Origin of the sequence: Kitasatospora sp. NPDC101235 (assembly GCF_044767505.1) — a bacterium.
Classification (GTDB): Bacteria; Actinomycetota; Actinomycetes; order Streptomycetales; family Streptomycetaceae; genus Kitasatospora.
Genome location: NZ_JBIWNZ010000018.1, coordinates 183,146 through 195,985, shown reverse-complemented (window position 1 = coordinate 195,985; position 12,840 = coordinate 183,146). Strand labels below are relative to the sequence as shown.

General features: G+C 69.9%; 16 protein-coding genes and 1 pseudogene. 9 read left to right on the top strand and 8 right to left on the bottom strand.

The window, feature by feature from the left end; all coding sequences use genetic code 11:
* Positions 1–81 (top strand): annotated as a pseudogene (locus ACIRRH_RS27745) (IclR family transcriptional regulator); the annotation flags it as partial.
* A 106-nt stretch (positions 82–187) separates the two neighbouring features.
* Here the strand turns inward: ACIRRH_RS27745 and ACIRRH_RS27740 are convergent.
* Positions 188–481: an amino acid--tRNA ligase-related protein gene (locus ACIRRH_RS27740; RefSeq protein ID WP_403072731.1), complete on the bottom strand. Its 294-nt coding sequence runs from the start codon at positions 479–481 to the stop codon at positions 188–190.
* 27 nt (positions 482–508) lie between these two features.
* On the opposite strand from ACIRRH_RS27740, the gene ACIRRH_RS27735 reads away from it, so the two are divergent.
* Both ACIRRH_RS27735 and ACIRRH_RS27730 read left to right on the top strand, forming a co-directional pair.
* Positions 509–1,090, top strand: coding sequence for a YceI family protein (locus tag ACIRRH_RS27735; RefSeq protein WP_403072728.1), 582 nt, complete (start codon positions 509–511; stop codon positions 1,088–1,090).
* Between the two features lie 241 nt (positions 1,091–1,331).
* Positions 1,332–3,674 (top strand): transglycosylase domain-containing protein, encoded by a 2,343-nt coding sequence (locus ACIRRH_RS27730; protein ID WP_403072726.1) that lies wholly within the window; start codon positions 1,332–1,334, stop codon positions 3,672–3,674.
* A 247-nt stretch (positions 3,675–3,921) separates the two neighbouring features.
* On the opposite strand, the gene ACIRRH_RS27725 is transcribed toward ACIRRH_RS27730, so the two are convergent.
* The gene (locus ACIRRH_RS27725; protein ID WP_403072723.1) at positions 3,922–4,401 is read right to left on the bottom strand and encodes a ricin-type beta-trefoil lectin domain protein; all 480 of its coding nucleotides are present in this window, start codon (positions 4,399–4,401) and stop codon (positions 3,922–3,924) included.
* A gap of 411 nt (positions 4,402–4,812) precedes the next feature.
* On the opposite strand from ACIRRH_RS27725, the gene ACIRRH_RS27720 reads away from it, so the two are divergent.
* Entirely contained in the window at positions 4,813–5,664 is an 852-nt protein-coding gene (locus ACIRRH_RS27720; RefSeq protein ID WP_403072720.1) for a hypothetical protein, read from the top strand.
* 300 nt (positions 5,665–5,964) lie between these two features.
* Positions 5,965–6,522 (top strand): hypothetical protein, encoded by a 558-nt coding sequence (locus tag ACIRRH_RS27715; protein ID WP_403072717.1) that lies wholly within the window; start codon positions 5,965–5,967, stop codon positions 6,520–6,522.
* Positions 6,523–6,638: 116 nt separating this feature from the next.
* On the opposite strand, the gene ACIRRH_RS27710 is transcribed toward ACIRRH_RS27715, so the two are convergent.
* The gene (locus ACIRRH_RS27710) at positions 6,639–7,037 is read right to left on the bottom strand and encodes a hypothetical protein (protein WP_403072714.1); all 399 of its coding nucleotides are present in this window, start codon (positions 7,035–7,037) and stop codon (positions 6,639–6,641) included.
* Positions 7,038–7,205: 168 nt separating this feature from the next.
* Between ACIRRH_RS27710 and ACIRRH_RS27705 the strand changes: the two genes are divergently transcribed.
* Together ACIRRH_RS27705 and ACIRRH_RS27700 are read left to right on the top strand one after the other, a co-directional pair.
* Entirely contained in the window at positions 7,206–7,640 is a 435-nt protein-coding gene (locus ACIRRH_RS27705) for a VOC family protein (protein ID WP_403072711.1), read from the top strand.
* A gap of 148 nt (positions 7,641–7,788) precedes the next feature.
* Positions 7,789–8,160 (top strand): hypothetical protein, encoded by a 372-nt coding sequence (locus tag ACIRRH_RS27700; protein WP_403072708.1) that lies wholly within the window; start codon positions 7,789–7,791, stop codon positions 8,158–8,160.
* 59 nt (positions 8,161–8,219) lie between these two features.
* On the opposite strand, the gene ACIRRH_RS27695 is transcribed toward ACIRRH_RS27700, so the two are convergent.
* A complete protein-coding gene (locus tag ACIRRH_RS27695; protein WP_403072706.1) occupies positions 8,220–8,423 on the bottom strand; it encodes a DUF397 domain-containing protein in 204 nt (67 codons plus the stop codon).
* Positions 8,416–9,282: a helix-turn-helix domain-containing protein gene (locus ACIRRH_RS27690; RefSeq protein ID WP_403072703.1), complete on the bottom strand. Its 867-nt coding sequence runs from the start codon at positions 9,280–9,282 to the stop codon at positions 8,416–8,418. The genes ACIRRH_RS27695 and ACIRRH_RS27690 overlap by 8 nt, the downstream gene beginning before the upstream one ends.
* Positions 9,283–9,498: 216 nt before the next feature.
* Between ACIRRH_RS27690 and ACIRRH_RS27685 the strand changes: the two genes are divergently transcribed.
* Both ACIRRH_RS27685 and ACIRRH_RS27680 read left to right on the top strand, forming a co-directional pair.
* The gene (locus ACIRRH_RS27685) at positions 9,499–9,843 is read left to right on the top strand and encodes an ATP-binding protein (protein ID WP_403072700.1); all 345 of its coding nucleotides are present in this window, start codon (positions 9,499–9,501) and stop codon (positions 9,841–9,843) included.
* A gap of 14 nt (positions 9,844–9,857) precedes the next feature.
* Entirely contained in the window at positions 9,858–10,109 is a 252-nt protein-coding gene (locus tag ACIRRH_RS27680; protein WP_363386915.1) for a hypothetical protein, read from the top strand.
* Positions 10,110–10,193: 84 nt separating this feature from the next.
* Here the strand turns inward: ACIRRH_RS27680 and ACIRRH_RS27675 are convergent, their stop codons facing one another.
* The 3 genes from ACIRRH_RS27675 to ACIRRH_RS27665 are packed head-to-tail and all read right to left on the bottom strand — an operon-like array spanning position 10,194 to position 12,837.
* Positions 10,194–10,808: a DUF5666 domain-containing protein gene (locus ACIRRH_RS27675; protein WP_403072698.1), complete on the bottom strand. Its 615-nt coding sequence runs from the start codon at positions 10,806–10,808 to the stop codon at positions 10,194–10,196.
* A gap of 11 nt (positions 10,809–10,819) precedes the next feature.
* A complete protein-coding gene (locus ACIRRH_RS27670) occupies positions 10,820–12,031 on the bottom strand; it encodes an ABC transporter permease (RefSeq protein ID WP_403072696.1) in 1,212 nt (403 codons plus the stop codon).
* On the bottom strand, positions 12,028–12,837 hold the full coding sequence (locus ACIRRH_RS27665) for an ABC transporter ATP-binding protein (RefSeq protein ID WP_403072693.1): 810 nt from the start codon (positions 12,835–12,837) through the stop codon (positions 12,028–12,030). Before ACIRRH_RS27665 ends, ACIRRH_RS27670 begins: the two co-directional genes overlap by 4 nt.
* Positions 12,838–12,840: the final 3 nt, after the last annotated feature.

The window sequence follows — 12,840 nt, the reverse complement described above, 5'->3', positions numbered from 1 at the left end:
ACCCGCCACCCCGGCCGCCTCCACGCCCAGGCCATCATCGAAGCCGCCAACCGACTCACCGAAGCCCTCCGCCGCAGCTGACGGAACACGGCCGACGGACACGACGGAACGGGCCGCGTCCGAGGAGAAGACCTCCTCGGACGCGGCCCGTTCCGTCTCTTCGGCCGTCCGTCCCCCTCCGCGGTTCCTACGGTTCGAGGCGGTGCGGGCCCCGGAAGAGGAACGTGGCCTCACGGATCGACGGCAGGCCCAGGGCGAGCATGAGCAGCCGGCCGAGCCCCGGACCGAGCCCGCCGTGCGGCGGGGTGCCGTAGCGGAAGCAGTCGAGGTACCCGGAGAGCGGCCCGGTGTCCATGCCCTTCTCCCGGGCCTGGGCGACGAGGCGCTCGTACCGGTGCTCGCGCTGGGAGCGGGCGGCAGTGCCGTGCGGACGACCGCGTGCCGACTTCGGCCTACGCTGGCTGGAGGGGGTCTCGGGCACCACCGGCCACCACCTCACGGAGTCGCCATGGCCACCACGAAATGGTTCTTCGAGCCCAGCCACACCGGTGCGGAGTTCCGCGCCAGACACATGATGGTCACCTACGTGCGCGGCCAGCTGAAGAACGTGCACGGCTTCCTGGAGGTGGACCCGGACGCTCCGGAGCAGGCCCGGGTCGAGGCGACCATCGACGCAACCCAGGTGTACACCGGCGCGCCCCAGCGGGACGCGCACCTGCGCAGCGCCGACTTCTTCGACGTCGAGCACCACCCGACCTGGACCTTCGTCGGGTCACGGGTCCACCAGGTGAGCGCGAGCGGCTTCGAGGTCACGGGGCAGCTCACCATCCGCGGCGTGACGCGCCCGGTCACCTTCGACGTGAGCTACCTCGGGCAGTGGGACACCCCGTGGTGGGAGGACGGGCGCGACCTCGGCCCCAGGCGGCGCGCCGGATTCACCGCCGGCACCCGGATCAACCGTCAGGACTTCGGCGTGAGCTGGAACGACGCGGTGGACCGGGGCGGTGTGGTGGTCGGCGACCTGGTCGACGTCACGGTCGATGTCGAGGCGGTCCTGGAGACCGCCCCCGAGACCGGCGGTGCCGCCTGACCGGACGCGCGCAACCTTTCGGCCCGCTCACCGCATCCAAGTGATGGCAGGGCTACGGGAGGGGAGGGACGTCACACGCGGGGCGGGCCGAATCCGGTGCAGACCACCGAAGTCCGTCGCATTCATTCAGTCCGTACACGATTCATATCGTCGGAGCCGGACCCGAAGCCTGTTGCACAGCCGTGACAGCCGCGCGTGAAAAATCGTTCGAGCGGCGACTTTCGAGGGTTAGCATTCCGGAATGGAATCGAATCTCCCCCCGATACGGAGTTCCTCCGACGACGCGGACCCCCAGCCGTCCCGCACCGCGCCGCTCCGGCTGGCCCGCCTCGGTGCGACCTTCCTGGGGGTGAGCGTCGTGTCCGGCGTGCTGCTGGCAGGGCTCGCCCTGCCCGTCGCCGGCGGCATCGGGCTGACGGCCAAGGGCACCGCGGAGGGGTTCGAGGACGTTCCCTCCGACTTCAAGACCCCGCCGCTCACCCAGGCCACCCAGATCTTCGACGCCAAGGGCGGCCTGATCGCCAAGGTCTACGAGCGCGACCGCACCGTCATCACCGCCGACCAGATGTCACCGTTCATGCGGCAGGCCCAGGTCGACATCGAGGACGCCCGCTTCTACGAGCACGGCGCCGTGGACCTCAAGGGCGTCCTCCGTGCGCTCAGCAAGAACGCGGAGAGCGGGACCACCTCCCAGGGCGCCTCGACGCTGACCCAGCAGTACGTGAAGAACGTCAACGTGGAGAAGGCCGGCGACGACCGGGACGCCGTCCTGGAGGCCCAGCGCAAGACCCTGGGCCGCAAGATCCAGGAGCTCAAGGTCGCCATCAAGCTGGAGGAGGAGCTGCCGAAGGAGCAGATCCTCACCAACTACCTCAACATCACGTACTACGGGAACGGCGCCTACGGCGTGGAGGCCGCCTCCCAGCGCTACTTCGGCAAGAGCAACAAGGACCTGACCGTCGCCGAGGCGGCGCTGCTCGCCGGGCTGGTGCAGAACCCGTCGTCCTACGACCCGAAGCTGCACCCGCAGGCCGCGCAGAACCGCCGCGACGTGGTGATCGGCAAGATGCTGGAGAACAAGCACATCACCGCCGAACAGGCGCAGGAGGCGAAGGCCGCCCCGCTGGGCCTGAACTTCAAGGCCCCGCAGAACGGCTGCATCACCGCCCAGGCCGGGATGGGCTTCTTCTGCGACTACGTCCGCCACGTGGTCAAGCAGGACCCGGCCTTCGGTCAGGACTCCGCCGAGCGCAAGAAGTTCTGGAACCAGGGCGGCCTGAACATCTACACCACGCTGGACCCGGACAAGCAGGCCGCCGCCCAGAACGCGGTGAGCAACAACGTGCGCGTCACCGACTCCGTCTCCGCCGCCGTCTCCATGGTCGAGCCCGGCACCGGCAAGATCCTCGCCATGGCCCAGACCCGCCCCTACGGCCTGCTGGAGGACAAGAACCAGACCGTCGTCAACCTCAACGTCGACGCGGCGATGGGCGGCGGCAACGGCTTCCAGCCCGGCTCCACGTTCAAGCCGGTCGTCGCGGCCGCGGCACTGGAGGCCGGCGTGCCGGCGACCCAGGAGTACTCGTCCCCGAACAAGCTCGAGTACCCGACGATGAAGACCTGCGAGGGGACCTGGAGGAACGAGGCCCGCCCCAAGACGGTGGTGCCCAACGAATCCGCGAACGAGAAGGGCCCGTACCAGCTGAAGATGGCGATGGCCCTCTCGGTCAACACCTACTTCATCCAGATGGAGCAGGAGATCGGCCTCTGCGCGGTCAAGCAGATGGCCAACAAGCTCGGCATCACCACCAAGGCCAGCGGCAAGCCCCTGGAGGAGGTCCCCGCGATGGCCCTGGGCGTCGAGGAGATGAGCCCGCTGACCATGGCCAACGTCTACGCGACCTTCGCCGCCCAGGGCACCCACTGCGCCCCGATCGCCATCACCAGGATCACCACCGTGGAGGGCAAGGACGTCCCCGTCCCGGCCGGCCACTGCGAGCAGGTGTTCTCCGAGAAGACGGCACGGGCGCTGAACACCGTCCTGAACGGCGTGACGGAGAACAACGGCACCGGCGCGGCGCTCAGCCTGGAGGACAACCGGCAGATCGCCGGCAAGACCGGCACCTCGGACCACAAGAGGGCCGCCTGGTTCAACGGCTACACCCCGCAACTCGCCACCGCCGTCTGGCTCGGCGGCCCCAAGGGCGGCGTCGAGATGCGCGACATCACCATCAACGGGAAGTACCGCGCCGAGGTGTTCGGCGCCGACGGCCCCGGACCGATCTGGCGGGACGCCATGAACCAGGCCCTGCGCGGCACGCCCAAGCAGTCCCTGCCGATGGCCGACATCCCCGACGCGGCGCCGTCCAAGGCCGACCCGAACAGCACCGGGACCCCCACCGGCTCGACAACCCCCGCCGGCCCGGCGAACACCACCGCCCCGTCGACCCCCGCCGGCCCGGCGAACACCACCGCCCCGACGACCCCCGCCGGCCCGGCGAACACCACCGCCCCGACGACCCCCGCCGGCCCGACGAAGACCACCGGCCCGACGGCCACCACCCAGCCCGACCCCCAGCACTGACCGCGCCTGCCTCGCAGTACGTCGCCCCGCCGAGCACCAGCTCGGCGGGGCGACGTGCTTCAGCGCGGAGCGCGTACACGCCGGTCATCCGTGGCCGGCGGCTCCTCGCGGGGAGCCGCCGGGACCAATCCGCACAAGGTCGGCTGTTACGGGGTGACGATCGGGAACTGCTGGTCGGGGAGGGTCAGCGTGCCCAGGACCTCGTCCGCCGCCTCAGCCGACCTGCCCCGGATACAGCGGTGGGGCATCAGGCGAGCGCCAGGCTGATCTGCTCGTTGAAGATCACCCAGTGCTGGCCGGGGTCCTTGGCGTCACACGGCTTCGTGGAGACGTTCGGGGTGCCCCAGGAGTTGGCGAGGCAGTAGGCCGGAGCGAAGGTGAGGGAGATCTGCTGGCCCGAGACGGTCCAGTACTGTCCCTCGTCATTGGGGTTGCACGCCTTCGTGGAGACGTCCGGGGTCTTCCAGGTGTTGGCGAGACAGTAGCTCCGCGCTTTGGTGAGGGAGATCTGCTCGCCCGAGAGGGTCCAGTGCTGGCCGGAATCATTGGCGTCGCACGGCTTCGTGGAGACGTTCGGGGTGCCCCAGGCGTTGGCGAGGCAGTAGAGCCCGGGGGTGCGCGGGGCGCGGTGGGTGGTGTCGGCGGCCCCTGCCCCGCCGGTCGGCAGGACGGAGGCCGTCAGGGCCAACGTGGCGACGGCGAGCGTCCTGCGGAGTGCGATTGCCATGAGGCGGATTCCGTTCTCGCTGTAGGCCATGCAATTCGTGCACAGCCATGAGGTGCTTTCCCGGCTCGGGCCCGAGCGCATGGAAAGTGATAGCAGCGATCGCCGACGAACCAGTGGCGTTGTGCGCCATGTTCATCCGAACGGGTAGCTCTGGGCGATGCGATGTGACAGGCATCGGATGGCGAGTGGTCGCGGCATGTGCGCCGCCACACGGAACAACGCCTACGACTTTGACCGGCGGCCCCTTGCGCCTTTGACCGCGGGCATGGCGGTGCACTTCGTGATCCAGCCGTAGGCGCAGGAAAGGTCGAAGCGGCGTACCGCCCGGGGTCCGGGCGGTACGCCACAGATCAATGACGGACGATCCCTGGGCCTTGGCCGTGATCAGGTGGTCTGGTAGGGATGGGCGGCATGATCACGAACTCCTCGTTCTCGGCCGCCTTAAGGGCCGTCCCGTTCCACCGTCTGTCCGTGCGCGGGTACCGGGGGCCGCTGGTCCTGGCCGTGTTGCTGGCCGTCGTCGCCGCGTCGCCGGAAGGTTTCGTGCACGGGGCCGTGGTGGTGGGGACGGCCGTGGCCGGAATGCTCCTGGCGGTGCCGGCCGCGCTGTTCGTGCCGGTCGGAGCACCGGCCCTGGTGGTGCTCGCGCTGGTCCTGCCGGGGCTGGCCGCGTCACCCGCCGTACGGCGCCGCGTGCGCCGGCTCCACCGACCGGGCAACAGCGTGCTGCTGGGCTGCTCGCTGGCGGCGGGCGCCGTCGTGCTGGGCTTCAGCGTGCCCGGTGCGGACTACGGCATGCTCGGGATCGGCCTGATCACGCTCGTGCTCCTGCCGTTCGCCTGGCTCGCCTGGCAGGCGGTGCTCGCCAGAAAGGAGTCGGCCGAGGAGACCGGAACGGGGCGGCGGCGCGGCTCCTGGCGCTGGATGGCGCCCCCGTTGCTGGTCGGCGCTGCGGCCCTGCTGATCAGCCAGGACATCCCCCGCGACACCCGGTTCTCGATCTCCCGGCCCGCGCTCACCTCCTTCGCCGAGCAGGCCCTTGCCACGGGGGCGACGGACCACGCCCCGACCTGGATCGGCGGCTACCCGGTCCGGGACGCCGAACTGGTCGACGGCGGCGTGAGGTTCGCAGTCGCCGGGTCCGGCGTCTTCGCCGCCCACGGCTACGCCTACTTCCCGGCGGGCGGTCCGACGCAGCACCCCTCCCGCTACACGCAGGTCGGTGACGGCTGGTACAGCTGGTCGGGGCCCGACCACTTCTGAAACGCACCTGGTCACGTCGCTCGACCGACCCGTGGGCACCACCTCCGTGAACCGGCGGCCCCTTGCTCCTCGCAAGGGGCCGCCGGCACGAACTGCCTCCGGTGCGCCGGAAGTCGGACCGGCCGACTTCCGGCGCTCGGCTACGGCCCGGGGCGACACCACCAGGACGACGTGTTGCTGTCGGCCATCAGGGTTAACGGCCGGCCCGCCTTGCCCACCCGCTGGCGTGCCTGGTGAAGCGGCGGGCCCCTTCAGGCTGAAGTTGTGGCACCGATTCCCACCCCGGCCGGAGAGAAGCCCATGAGAAACTCCCGCACGGTGACCGCCATGGCCGCCGCCGCCCTGATCACTGTGGTGTGCGGCGGCTGCTCCAACAGCAAGAGCACGACGACCACGGAAAGCCCGGCAACGGCAGCGACCTCCCCCGGCAGTCCGGCCGCCACACCGACGTCGACGGGGAACACCAGCCCTGCCGCCGGATCCACCGGCGCCGGCGCCACGGTCGCGGCGGCCACCGTCGGCAAGTACCAGAACGTCCTGGTCGACTCCCAGGGCAAGACCCTCTACCTGTTCGAGGCGGACACCTCGCCCACCTCGGTGTGCTACGACGCCTGCGCCACCGCCTGGCCGCCCCTTCTGACCACCGGCACCCCCACGGCCGGGAAGGGCGTCGACCAGGCGAAGCTCTCCACCACCGCCCGCAAGGACGGCACGTCCCAGGTCGTCTACAACGGCCACCCGCTCTACTACTTCGTGGAGGACAAGGCGCCGGGCGACACCACCGGCCAGGGGTCCCACGACTTCGGTGCCGGGTGGTACGTGGTGGACATCGCAGGAGACGGGGTCGAAGGCGGCTGAGCAGACGCACGGCGTCATGTGCATTGACCGGTGGCCCCTTGCGAGACGCAAGGGGCCACCGGCACGAACTGCCGCCGCTGCGCCGGACGTCGGACCGGCCGACTTCCGGCGCAGCGCTACTGCTTGGGGAAGGCGGCAGCCAGGGCGGACGTGCGGGTGAGGACGGCGACAGCAACCAGGGCGAGGGCGGAGAGGCCCTGGAGGACGGCGTACCAGGCCGGGCAGAGGCCGGGGACGAGATCCACGCCGATGATGGCGACCGGCATGACGGTGGAGAGGGTGCGGACCCGGTCGAAGGCCTTGGCGGAGCCGCCGGCGGCACGGGTGGCCAGCCGGTGGAGGAACGGGGCGATGGCGAGGAAGATCACGCCGCGGATCCACATGAACGGGGTCGTCGTGTGGCCGGTGGCCGCCATCACGGCGACCGTGCCGAGGACGACGGCGCCGGCGGCGCCGAAGAGCACGATGCACTTCTTCACCGTGGTGAAGGTGTCCCGGTCGGTCGTGGTCGCCATGGTTCTTTCCCCTCCGCGTCGTTGTGGGAACGACGCTACGGAGCGGGCGCGCCGCCGGGTATGGGCCGAGCCCCACGACGGGGTGTGGCTGGACCCACCCCCGTCAACCTGCGGATCCGCACCAGAAATTGAGCGGCGCGTTCCTCTTGTCATGGCTATGGTGGCCCGATGGCATCGGTCAAGCATTTCCAGGTCACCTTCGACTGCGCGGAACCCGAGCGCGTCGGCCGCTTCTGGTGTGAGGCCCTGGGGTACGTCCCGCCGGCCCCGCCGGAGGGGTTCGACACGTGGGACGACTACAACCTCACCCTGCCGCCCGAGGAGCGGGGTTCGTGGTTCGCCGCCAGTGACCCCACGGGTGTGGGTCCGCGGATGTACTTCCAGCGCGTCCCCGAGGGCAAGGTCGTCAAGAACCGGCTGCACCTCGACGTACGGGTGGGCACCGGGCTGGTGGGTGCGGAGCGCTTGGCGGCGCTCGAAGCCGAGTGTGCCCGGCTGATCCCGCTCGGCGCGACGCGCGGGCAGTTGCTGGTCGCCGACGACAAGAACGAGTCGTGCCTCGGGATGTTCGACGTCGAGGGCAACGAGTTCTGCCTCGACTGAGCACTCTTGCCGGGACCCTGCAAGGGACCAGCCGGGATCTTGCAGGGGTCTGTCGGCGCGGGGGCGGAGCCGGCGTGGCTAGTGTGACCGGGAGTGGACGTGAGCGAACGTCCGTGACCTGGGGGGTGGGGGAATGACTCCACTGGGCTTGAGCGTGACCACCTGGTGGTGCATCGTCGCGCTGACGACGGTGCTGTTCTGGGCGCTGGCGATACCGCCGCAGCCGACGCGGAATTACCGGATCATGGTGTCCCTGGCACCGCTAGCCGGAGCGCTCTTCCTGGTCGGCCGCTCCCACATGAACGGGATGAACACGGCCGGTGCGCTGTCCATGTACTCCCTGGGGATGCTGTCGATGGCGCTGGGAACGGTCGGGCACCTCGGAAAGCTGGCGCGCCGGCAACTCGCGGCCGACGAGGCGGGCGAGACGGACGAGATACCGATCCCGGCGGGGCTGCTGGTGCAGCTGTTCCTGTGCCTGACCGCAGGCATGGTGGTGTACTTCGTGATCCAGCCGTAGGCGCGGGGGAGAGACGGAGCGGCGTACGACTCGGGGTCCGGGTCGTACGCCGCACTTCGTTAGGCCTCGACACCGATCAGGTGGTCGAACTCGCCCGACTTCGCGCCTCGGAGGAACGCGGCGAACTTGGGGGCGGCGGTACGAACGATGACCTCGCCCTCGTCGGACTCCCGGAGTTCGATTACTCCATCGATGGCCCGCACCTCGACACAGTCGGCGTTCGAGCCCGAGAAACTGGACTTCCGCCAGGTGGAGTTACGCATATTTACTTTCCATGTCCTTCTTGATGGAGCGAATAAACTCGCGAGACTCCTCTTCTGAGAGAGCCGCCGAACCGATCCGGGCGAGCAGTGACCGGAACCTGGCTGTGTGGGCCGGGGCATCAAAGAGAAGGTTTCCGACGCCTGAGTCCGACTGAACCGTGTCGAGCTCCTGAACCGGCCCCGCAAGGTACGTGAAGTTCTCGTTGGGCAGCGGGATCATGTCGACGTCGAACAACACGATTCGGATGGAGATGTTGGGCCTCTCCGAGGCCTCGACAAGGGCGTCGAGTTGCTCGGCTTGGACCTTGGCTCCGCCGAACTGCATGCGTAGCGCCGCTTCATGGATGTACGCGGTGAACGGAGTCGATTCGGAGCGGATGATGTGCTGACGCCGCAAGCGAAAGGCTGCTCTCAGATCGACCTCGTGTCCCGGAAGAGGCGGATAGGAGCGAGCAAAGACAGCCGAGGCATAGGCGTTGGTCTGAAGCAGACCATGGATGAAGGCCATCGTGTAGACCGAGAGCCCTCGTGCATGAGCTTCGATCTCAGCGACCTCAAGGAAGTCCTGCGAGAGGTTTCCGCGGTACTCCTCCCACCAGCCACCCTTGTCGCGGTCCGTGATGATGTCCGCCAGCGCATCGATCAGGGGCTCGTTGACGCACATGCACAGCGCGGCGATCGTCCGCAGGCGTTCGACGCTGATACCGGTCTTGCCGCTCTCCATCTGGGTCACGTGGGCGGGGTTGATGCCCAGCGCTCGGGCGAGTTGGCTGCCGCCGAGACCGGCCTGCTCCCGCATCCTGCGCAGTTCGGCACCCAACCGCAACTGACGGAGGGTCGGGTTCGATCGAAGGGCCATGGGATCAGTCTGCCAGCCACGTTCGGGGGAACTTCCCGCAGATCGCCACAAATCTGTGGCGACGCACGCTATGGTCATCCCCATAACGATCCGACGGATCGTCAGACACGTCTGGTTCCGGACAGTAGGCGCCTGCTGCCCTCCTGCCGAAGAGCAACCGTTCCCGGCCTGGCTCACGGCTCCCCTCTCCCACACCACAGCCTCGCGGAGGTTCCCGTGTGCACCCTCAACACCCCCTCGATCACCCTCACCCGGCAGGCCCTGCGGGACGCCCTGACCCGTGCCGTCTGGGACTCCGAGACCATCCTCAACGCCGAACTCGCGCTCGGTGAGCTGATCGTCAACGCCTGGCGGCACGCCCACACCGCCTCGCCCGTCGTCTACTTCTCCCTCCTCGACCGCACCCTCCGGGTCTGCGTCGCGGACGAGAGCGATGCCCTCCCCCACGAGAAGGCCCTCAACCTCCTCGCCGAGAGCGGCCGGGGCCTCCAGCTCGTCAACGGCCTCACCCACCGCTGGGGCGTCGACCCCCAGAAGCGCGGCAAAACGGTCTGGTACTAGCTGGACTCCACCGCGTGACCCGCGAACCGGTCGCACCGGACGACCCCCGGATGCGGGACTTCACCGCCCCGCACATCACCGTCCTCCTCGGGGAGCTGCACCGGCGCGGCCTCCCGCACGGGCTCCTCTGGGGCTCCGCCTCGGCCGGCGAGACCATCCTCGACGGGCGTCTCCTGGTCGACTTCGGCAATGCGCCCGTCAGCACCCTCCTCAACCTGCTCCACCTGCTCCGGGATCTGGACCGGGACGCGGCGTGGCAGCGGTGAGGCTCGTCGGACCGCGCTGAGCACATGCGAAGGCCCTCGCCCGGGGAAGGGGCGAGGGCCTCGCGGTCGTCCGGCGGATCCGGGTCAGCCGCCGGACGGGTTCCTGGGCGCGCCACCGCCACCGCCACCGAAACCACCGCCGCCGAACCCTCCCGCCCCAGCGGTGCCTTCGACCAGCTGGCTTGCGGTGTAGCCACCGTTGGCGTCGGGGGTGCCGACGACGGTCACGCTCTGGCCGGGCTGGAGGTCGGCGACCTTGCCCTCCTTGTTGAGCTGGACCTTCGTCGCGTCGCCGGTGGTGACCTTGATGGTGTTGCCGTTGGTGTCGGTCAGGTAGACGGTGTTGCCGTCGACGGCCTTGACCGTGCCCCGCGCGAAACCTCCCTGCCCTCCCTGCCCCTGGCCCCCGCGGCGGGAGCCGTTCTGCTGCCCGTAGCCGCCGCCCGCGGCAGCGGCGGTCGGCCGGGCGGTGGAGGACTTCCCACTGCCCGAGGACCCGTGGTTCTGCTGGAACCAGACCCCGCCCGCGAACGCGCCGGTGGCGATCACGCCGCCCGCCAGCACCAGGCTGAGCCAGGGCAGCTTCCGCCGTGGCGGCGCGGCCAGTTCGGCGCTCACGTCACGGGCGTCCGGCGGGGTGGCGAGCAGGGCGACCTGCTCGGCCGGGGTACTGGCGACCGTGGCGATCTCTTTGCTCATGGAGTCGAGTCCTACTCGTGCCGGAGGGCGTCGATCGGCCGCAGCGAGGCGGCCCGGTTGGCGGGGTAGCTGCCGAAGAACAGCCCGATGGCGACGGCGATGGCGAACGCGCCGAACACCGACTCGGGGATCACCACCGGCTTGATGCCGACGATGCTGAAGTGCGAGCCGGCGATCCCGGCCGCCACGCCCAGCCCCGCGCCGATCACCGACAGCAGCGTCGACTCGGTGAGGAACTGCCCGAGGATCACCGCGCGCGGCGCGCCGAGCGCCTTGCGGATGCCGATCTCACGCGTTCGCTCGGTGACCGTCACCAGCATGATGTTGGTGATCCCGATCCCGCCGACCAGCAGCGAGATCGCCGCCACCGCGCCGAGCAGCACGGTGAAGGTCTTGGTGGTGCTCTCCCTCGCCGTGAGCAGCGAGGCCTGGCTGGTGATCCGGAAGTCCGCCTTGGCCGGGTCGGCGATCGCGTGCGTGCCGAGCAGGACGCGGGTGATCTCGGACTGGGCCGCCGTGGTGCTGTCCGCGGACGAGGCCTGGACCAGGATCTGGTTGACCGAGCCGAAGCCGGTGAAGGCGTTCTGCACCGTCGGCAGCGGGGCGATCACCACGTCGTCCGGGTCGGTGAAGCCGCTGCCGCCCTTGGCCTGGAGCACGCCGACGACCGTGAACGGCGTGCCGCCGAGGACGACCGACTTGCCGACCGGGTTCTCGGTGTCGAACAGCTGCTTGGCCGTCGTCGCGCCGAGCACCGCGACCTTGCGCGAGGCGAGCACGTCGTCGTCGGTGAAGTACTCGCCGCGCGCGACCTTCTGGTTGGCGGTCTCGAAGTACGACGGGTAGGTGCCGACGATGGAGCCCGGGCTGTACGAGATGTTCCCGTACAGCGCCGTCCCGCTGGTGGTGACCACCGGGGCGACCGACCTGATCGCGGCCGAGTCGCCGTCGCTCGCCAGCGCCTTGGCGTCGGCGACCGTGAGCTTCTTGACCGAGGAGGTGGCGCGGGAGCCACCGTTCGCCGAACCGGAGCTGACCGTCAGCGAGTTGGTGCCGAGCGAGGTGATCGAGTCCTTCACCGCGACCGACGAGCCGTTGCCGACCGCCAGCAGCAGGATCACCGAGGCCACGCCGATCAGCACCCCGAGCATGGTGAGCGCCGAGCGCACCTTGTTGGCGGCCAGGCCGCCGACCGCGAAGCGGAGCGTCTGCCAGAGGATCACGCCGGCACCTCCGCGACGCCGACGCCCAGGAAGGGCGGCGGACCCTCCACCGGCGCCTGCCGGAGGTCGCTCACGATCTGCCCGTCCACCAGCCGCAGCACCCGCTTGGCGTGCTGCGCGACCTCGTCCTCGTGGGTGATCAGCACGACCGTGCGGCCGGTGGCGTTGAGCCCGTCGATCAGGGCCAGCACCTCCTGCGTCGAGCGGCTGTCGAGGTTGCCGGTCGGTTCGTCGGCGAGCAGCATCGCGGGCGCCGTCACCAGCGCCCGCGCCACCGCGACGCGCTGCTGCTGGCCGCCGGAGAGCTCGTTGGGCTTGTGGCCGGCCCGCTCGGCGAGCCCGACCAGGGAGAGCGCGGCCATCGCCCGGCGGCGGCGTTCGGCGGTCCGGACGCCCGCGTAGGCGAGCGGCAGCTCGACCTGGGCGAGGGCGGTGGTGCGGGGCACCAGGTTGAAGGACTGGAAGACGAAGCCGATCTTGCGGTTGCGCACCAGCGCGAGCTGCTGCTCGTCCAAGTGTCCGACGTCGGTGCCGTCCAGCAGGTACCGGCCGGAGGTCGGGACGTCCAGGCAGCCGAGGATGTTCATCAGGGTGGACTTGCCGGAGCCGGAGCTGCCCATCACGGCGACGTAGTCGCCCTGCTCGATGTCCAGGCTGACGCCCTGCGGCTCGCCGCTCTGCGGGTCGGACGGGCCGCGCAGGGCGTGCACGGTGGCGTCGCCGTGCCCGTACGCCTTGGTGAGCCGGCGGATCCGGATCACCGGGACGGGGTGCGCCGGGACGCGGTTGTCGATGACGTGACGCATGAC

Coding starts and splice junctions, on each gene's coding strand:
- ACIRRH_RS27690 (WP_403072703.1), bottom strand. CDS start 9,282: ATGGCCCTTCGATCGAACCCGACCCTCCGTCAGTTGCGGTTGGGTGCC.
- ACIRRH_RS27705 (WP_403072711.1), top strand. CDS start 7,206: ATGGCATCGGTCAAGCATTTCCAGGTCACCTTCGACTGCGCGGAACCC.
- ACIRRH_RS27675 (WP_403072698.1), bottom strand. CDS start 10,808: ATGAGCAAAGAGATCGCCACGGTCGCCAGTACCCCGGCCGAGCAGGTC.
- ACIRRH_RS27735 (WP_403072728.1), top strand. CDS start 509: ATGGCCACCACGAAATGGTTCTTCGAGCCCAGCCACACCGGTGCGGAG.
- ACIRRH_RS27720 (WP_403072720.1), top strand. CDS start 4,813: ATGATCACGAACTCCTCGTTCTCGGCCGCCTTAAGGGCCGTCCCGTTC.
- ACIRRH_RS27730 (WP_403072726.1), top strand. CDS start 1,332: ATGGAATCGAATCTCCCCCCGATACGGAGTTCCTCCGACGACGCGGAC.
- ACIRRH_RS27710 (WP_403072714.1), bottom strand. CDS start 7,037: ATGGCGACCACGACCGACCGGGACACCTTCACCACGGTGAAGAAGTGC.
- ACIRRH_RS27715 (WP_403072717.1), top strand. CDS start 5,965: ATGAGAAACTCCCGCACGGTGACCGCCATGGCCGCCGCCGCCCTGATC.
- ACIRRH_RS27695 (WP_403072706.1), bottom strand. CDS start 8,423: ATGCGTAACTCCACCTGGCGGAAGTCCAGTTTCTCGGGCTCGAACGCC.
- ACIRRH_RS27725 (WP_403072723.1), bottom strand. CDS start 4,401: ATGGCAATCGCACTCCGCAGGACGCTCGCCGTCGCCACGTTGGCCCTG.
- ACIRRH_RS27665 (WP_403072693.1), bottom strand. CDS start 12,837: ATGCGTCACGTCATCGACAACCGCGTCCCGGCGCACCCCGTCCCGGTG.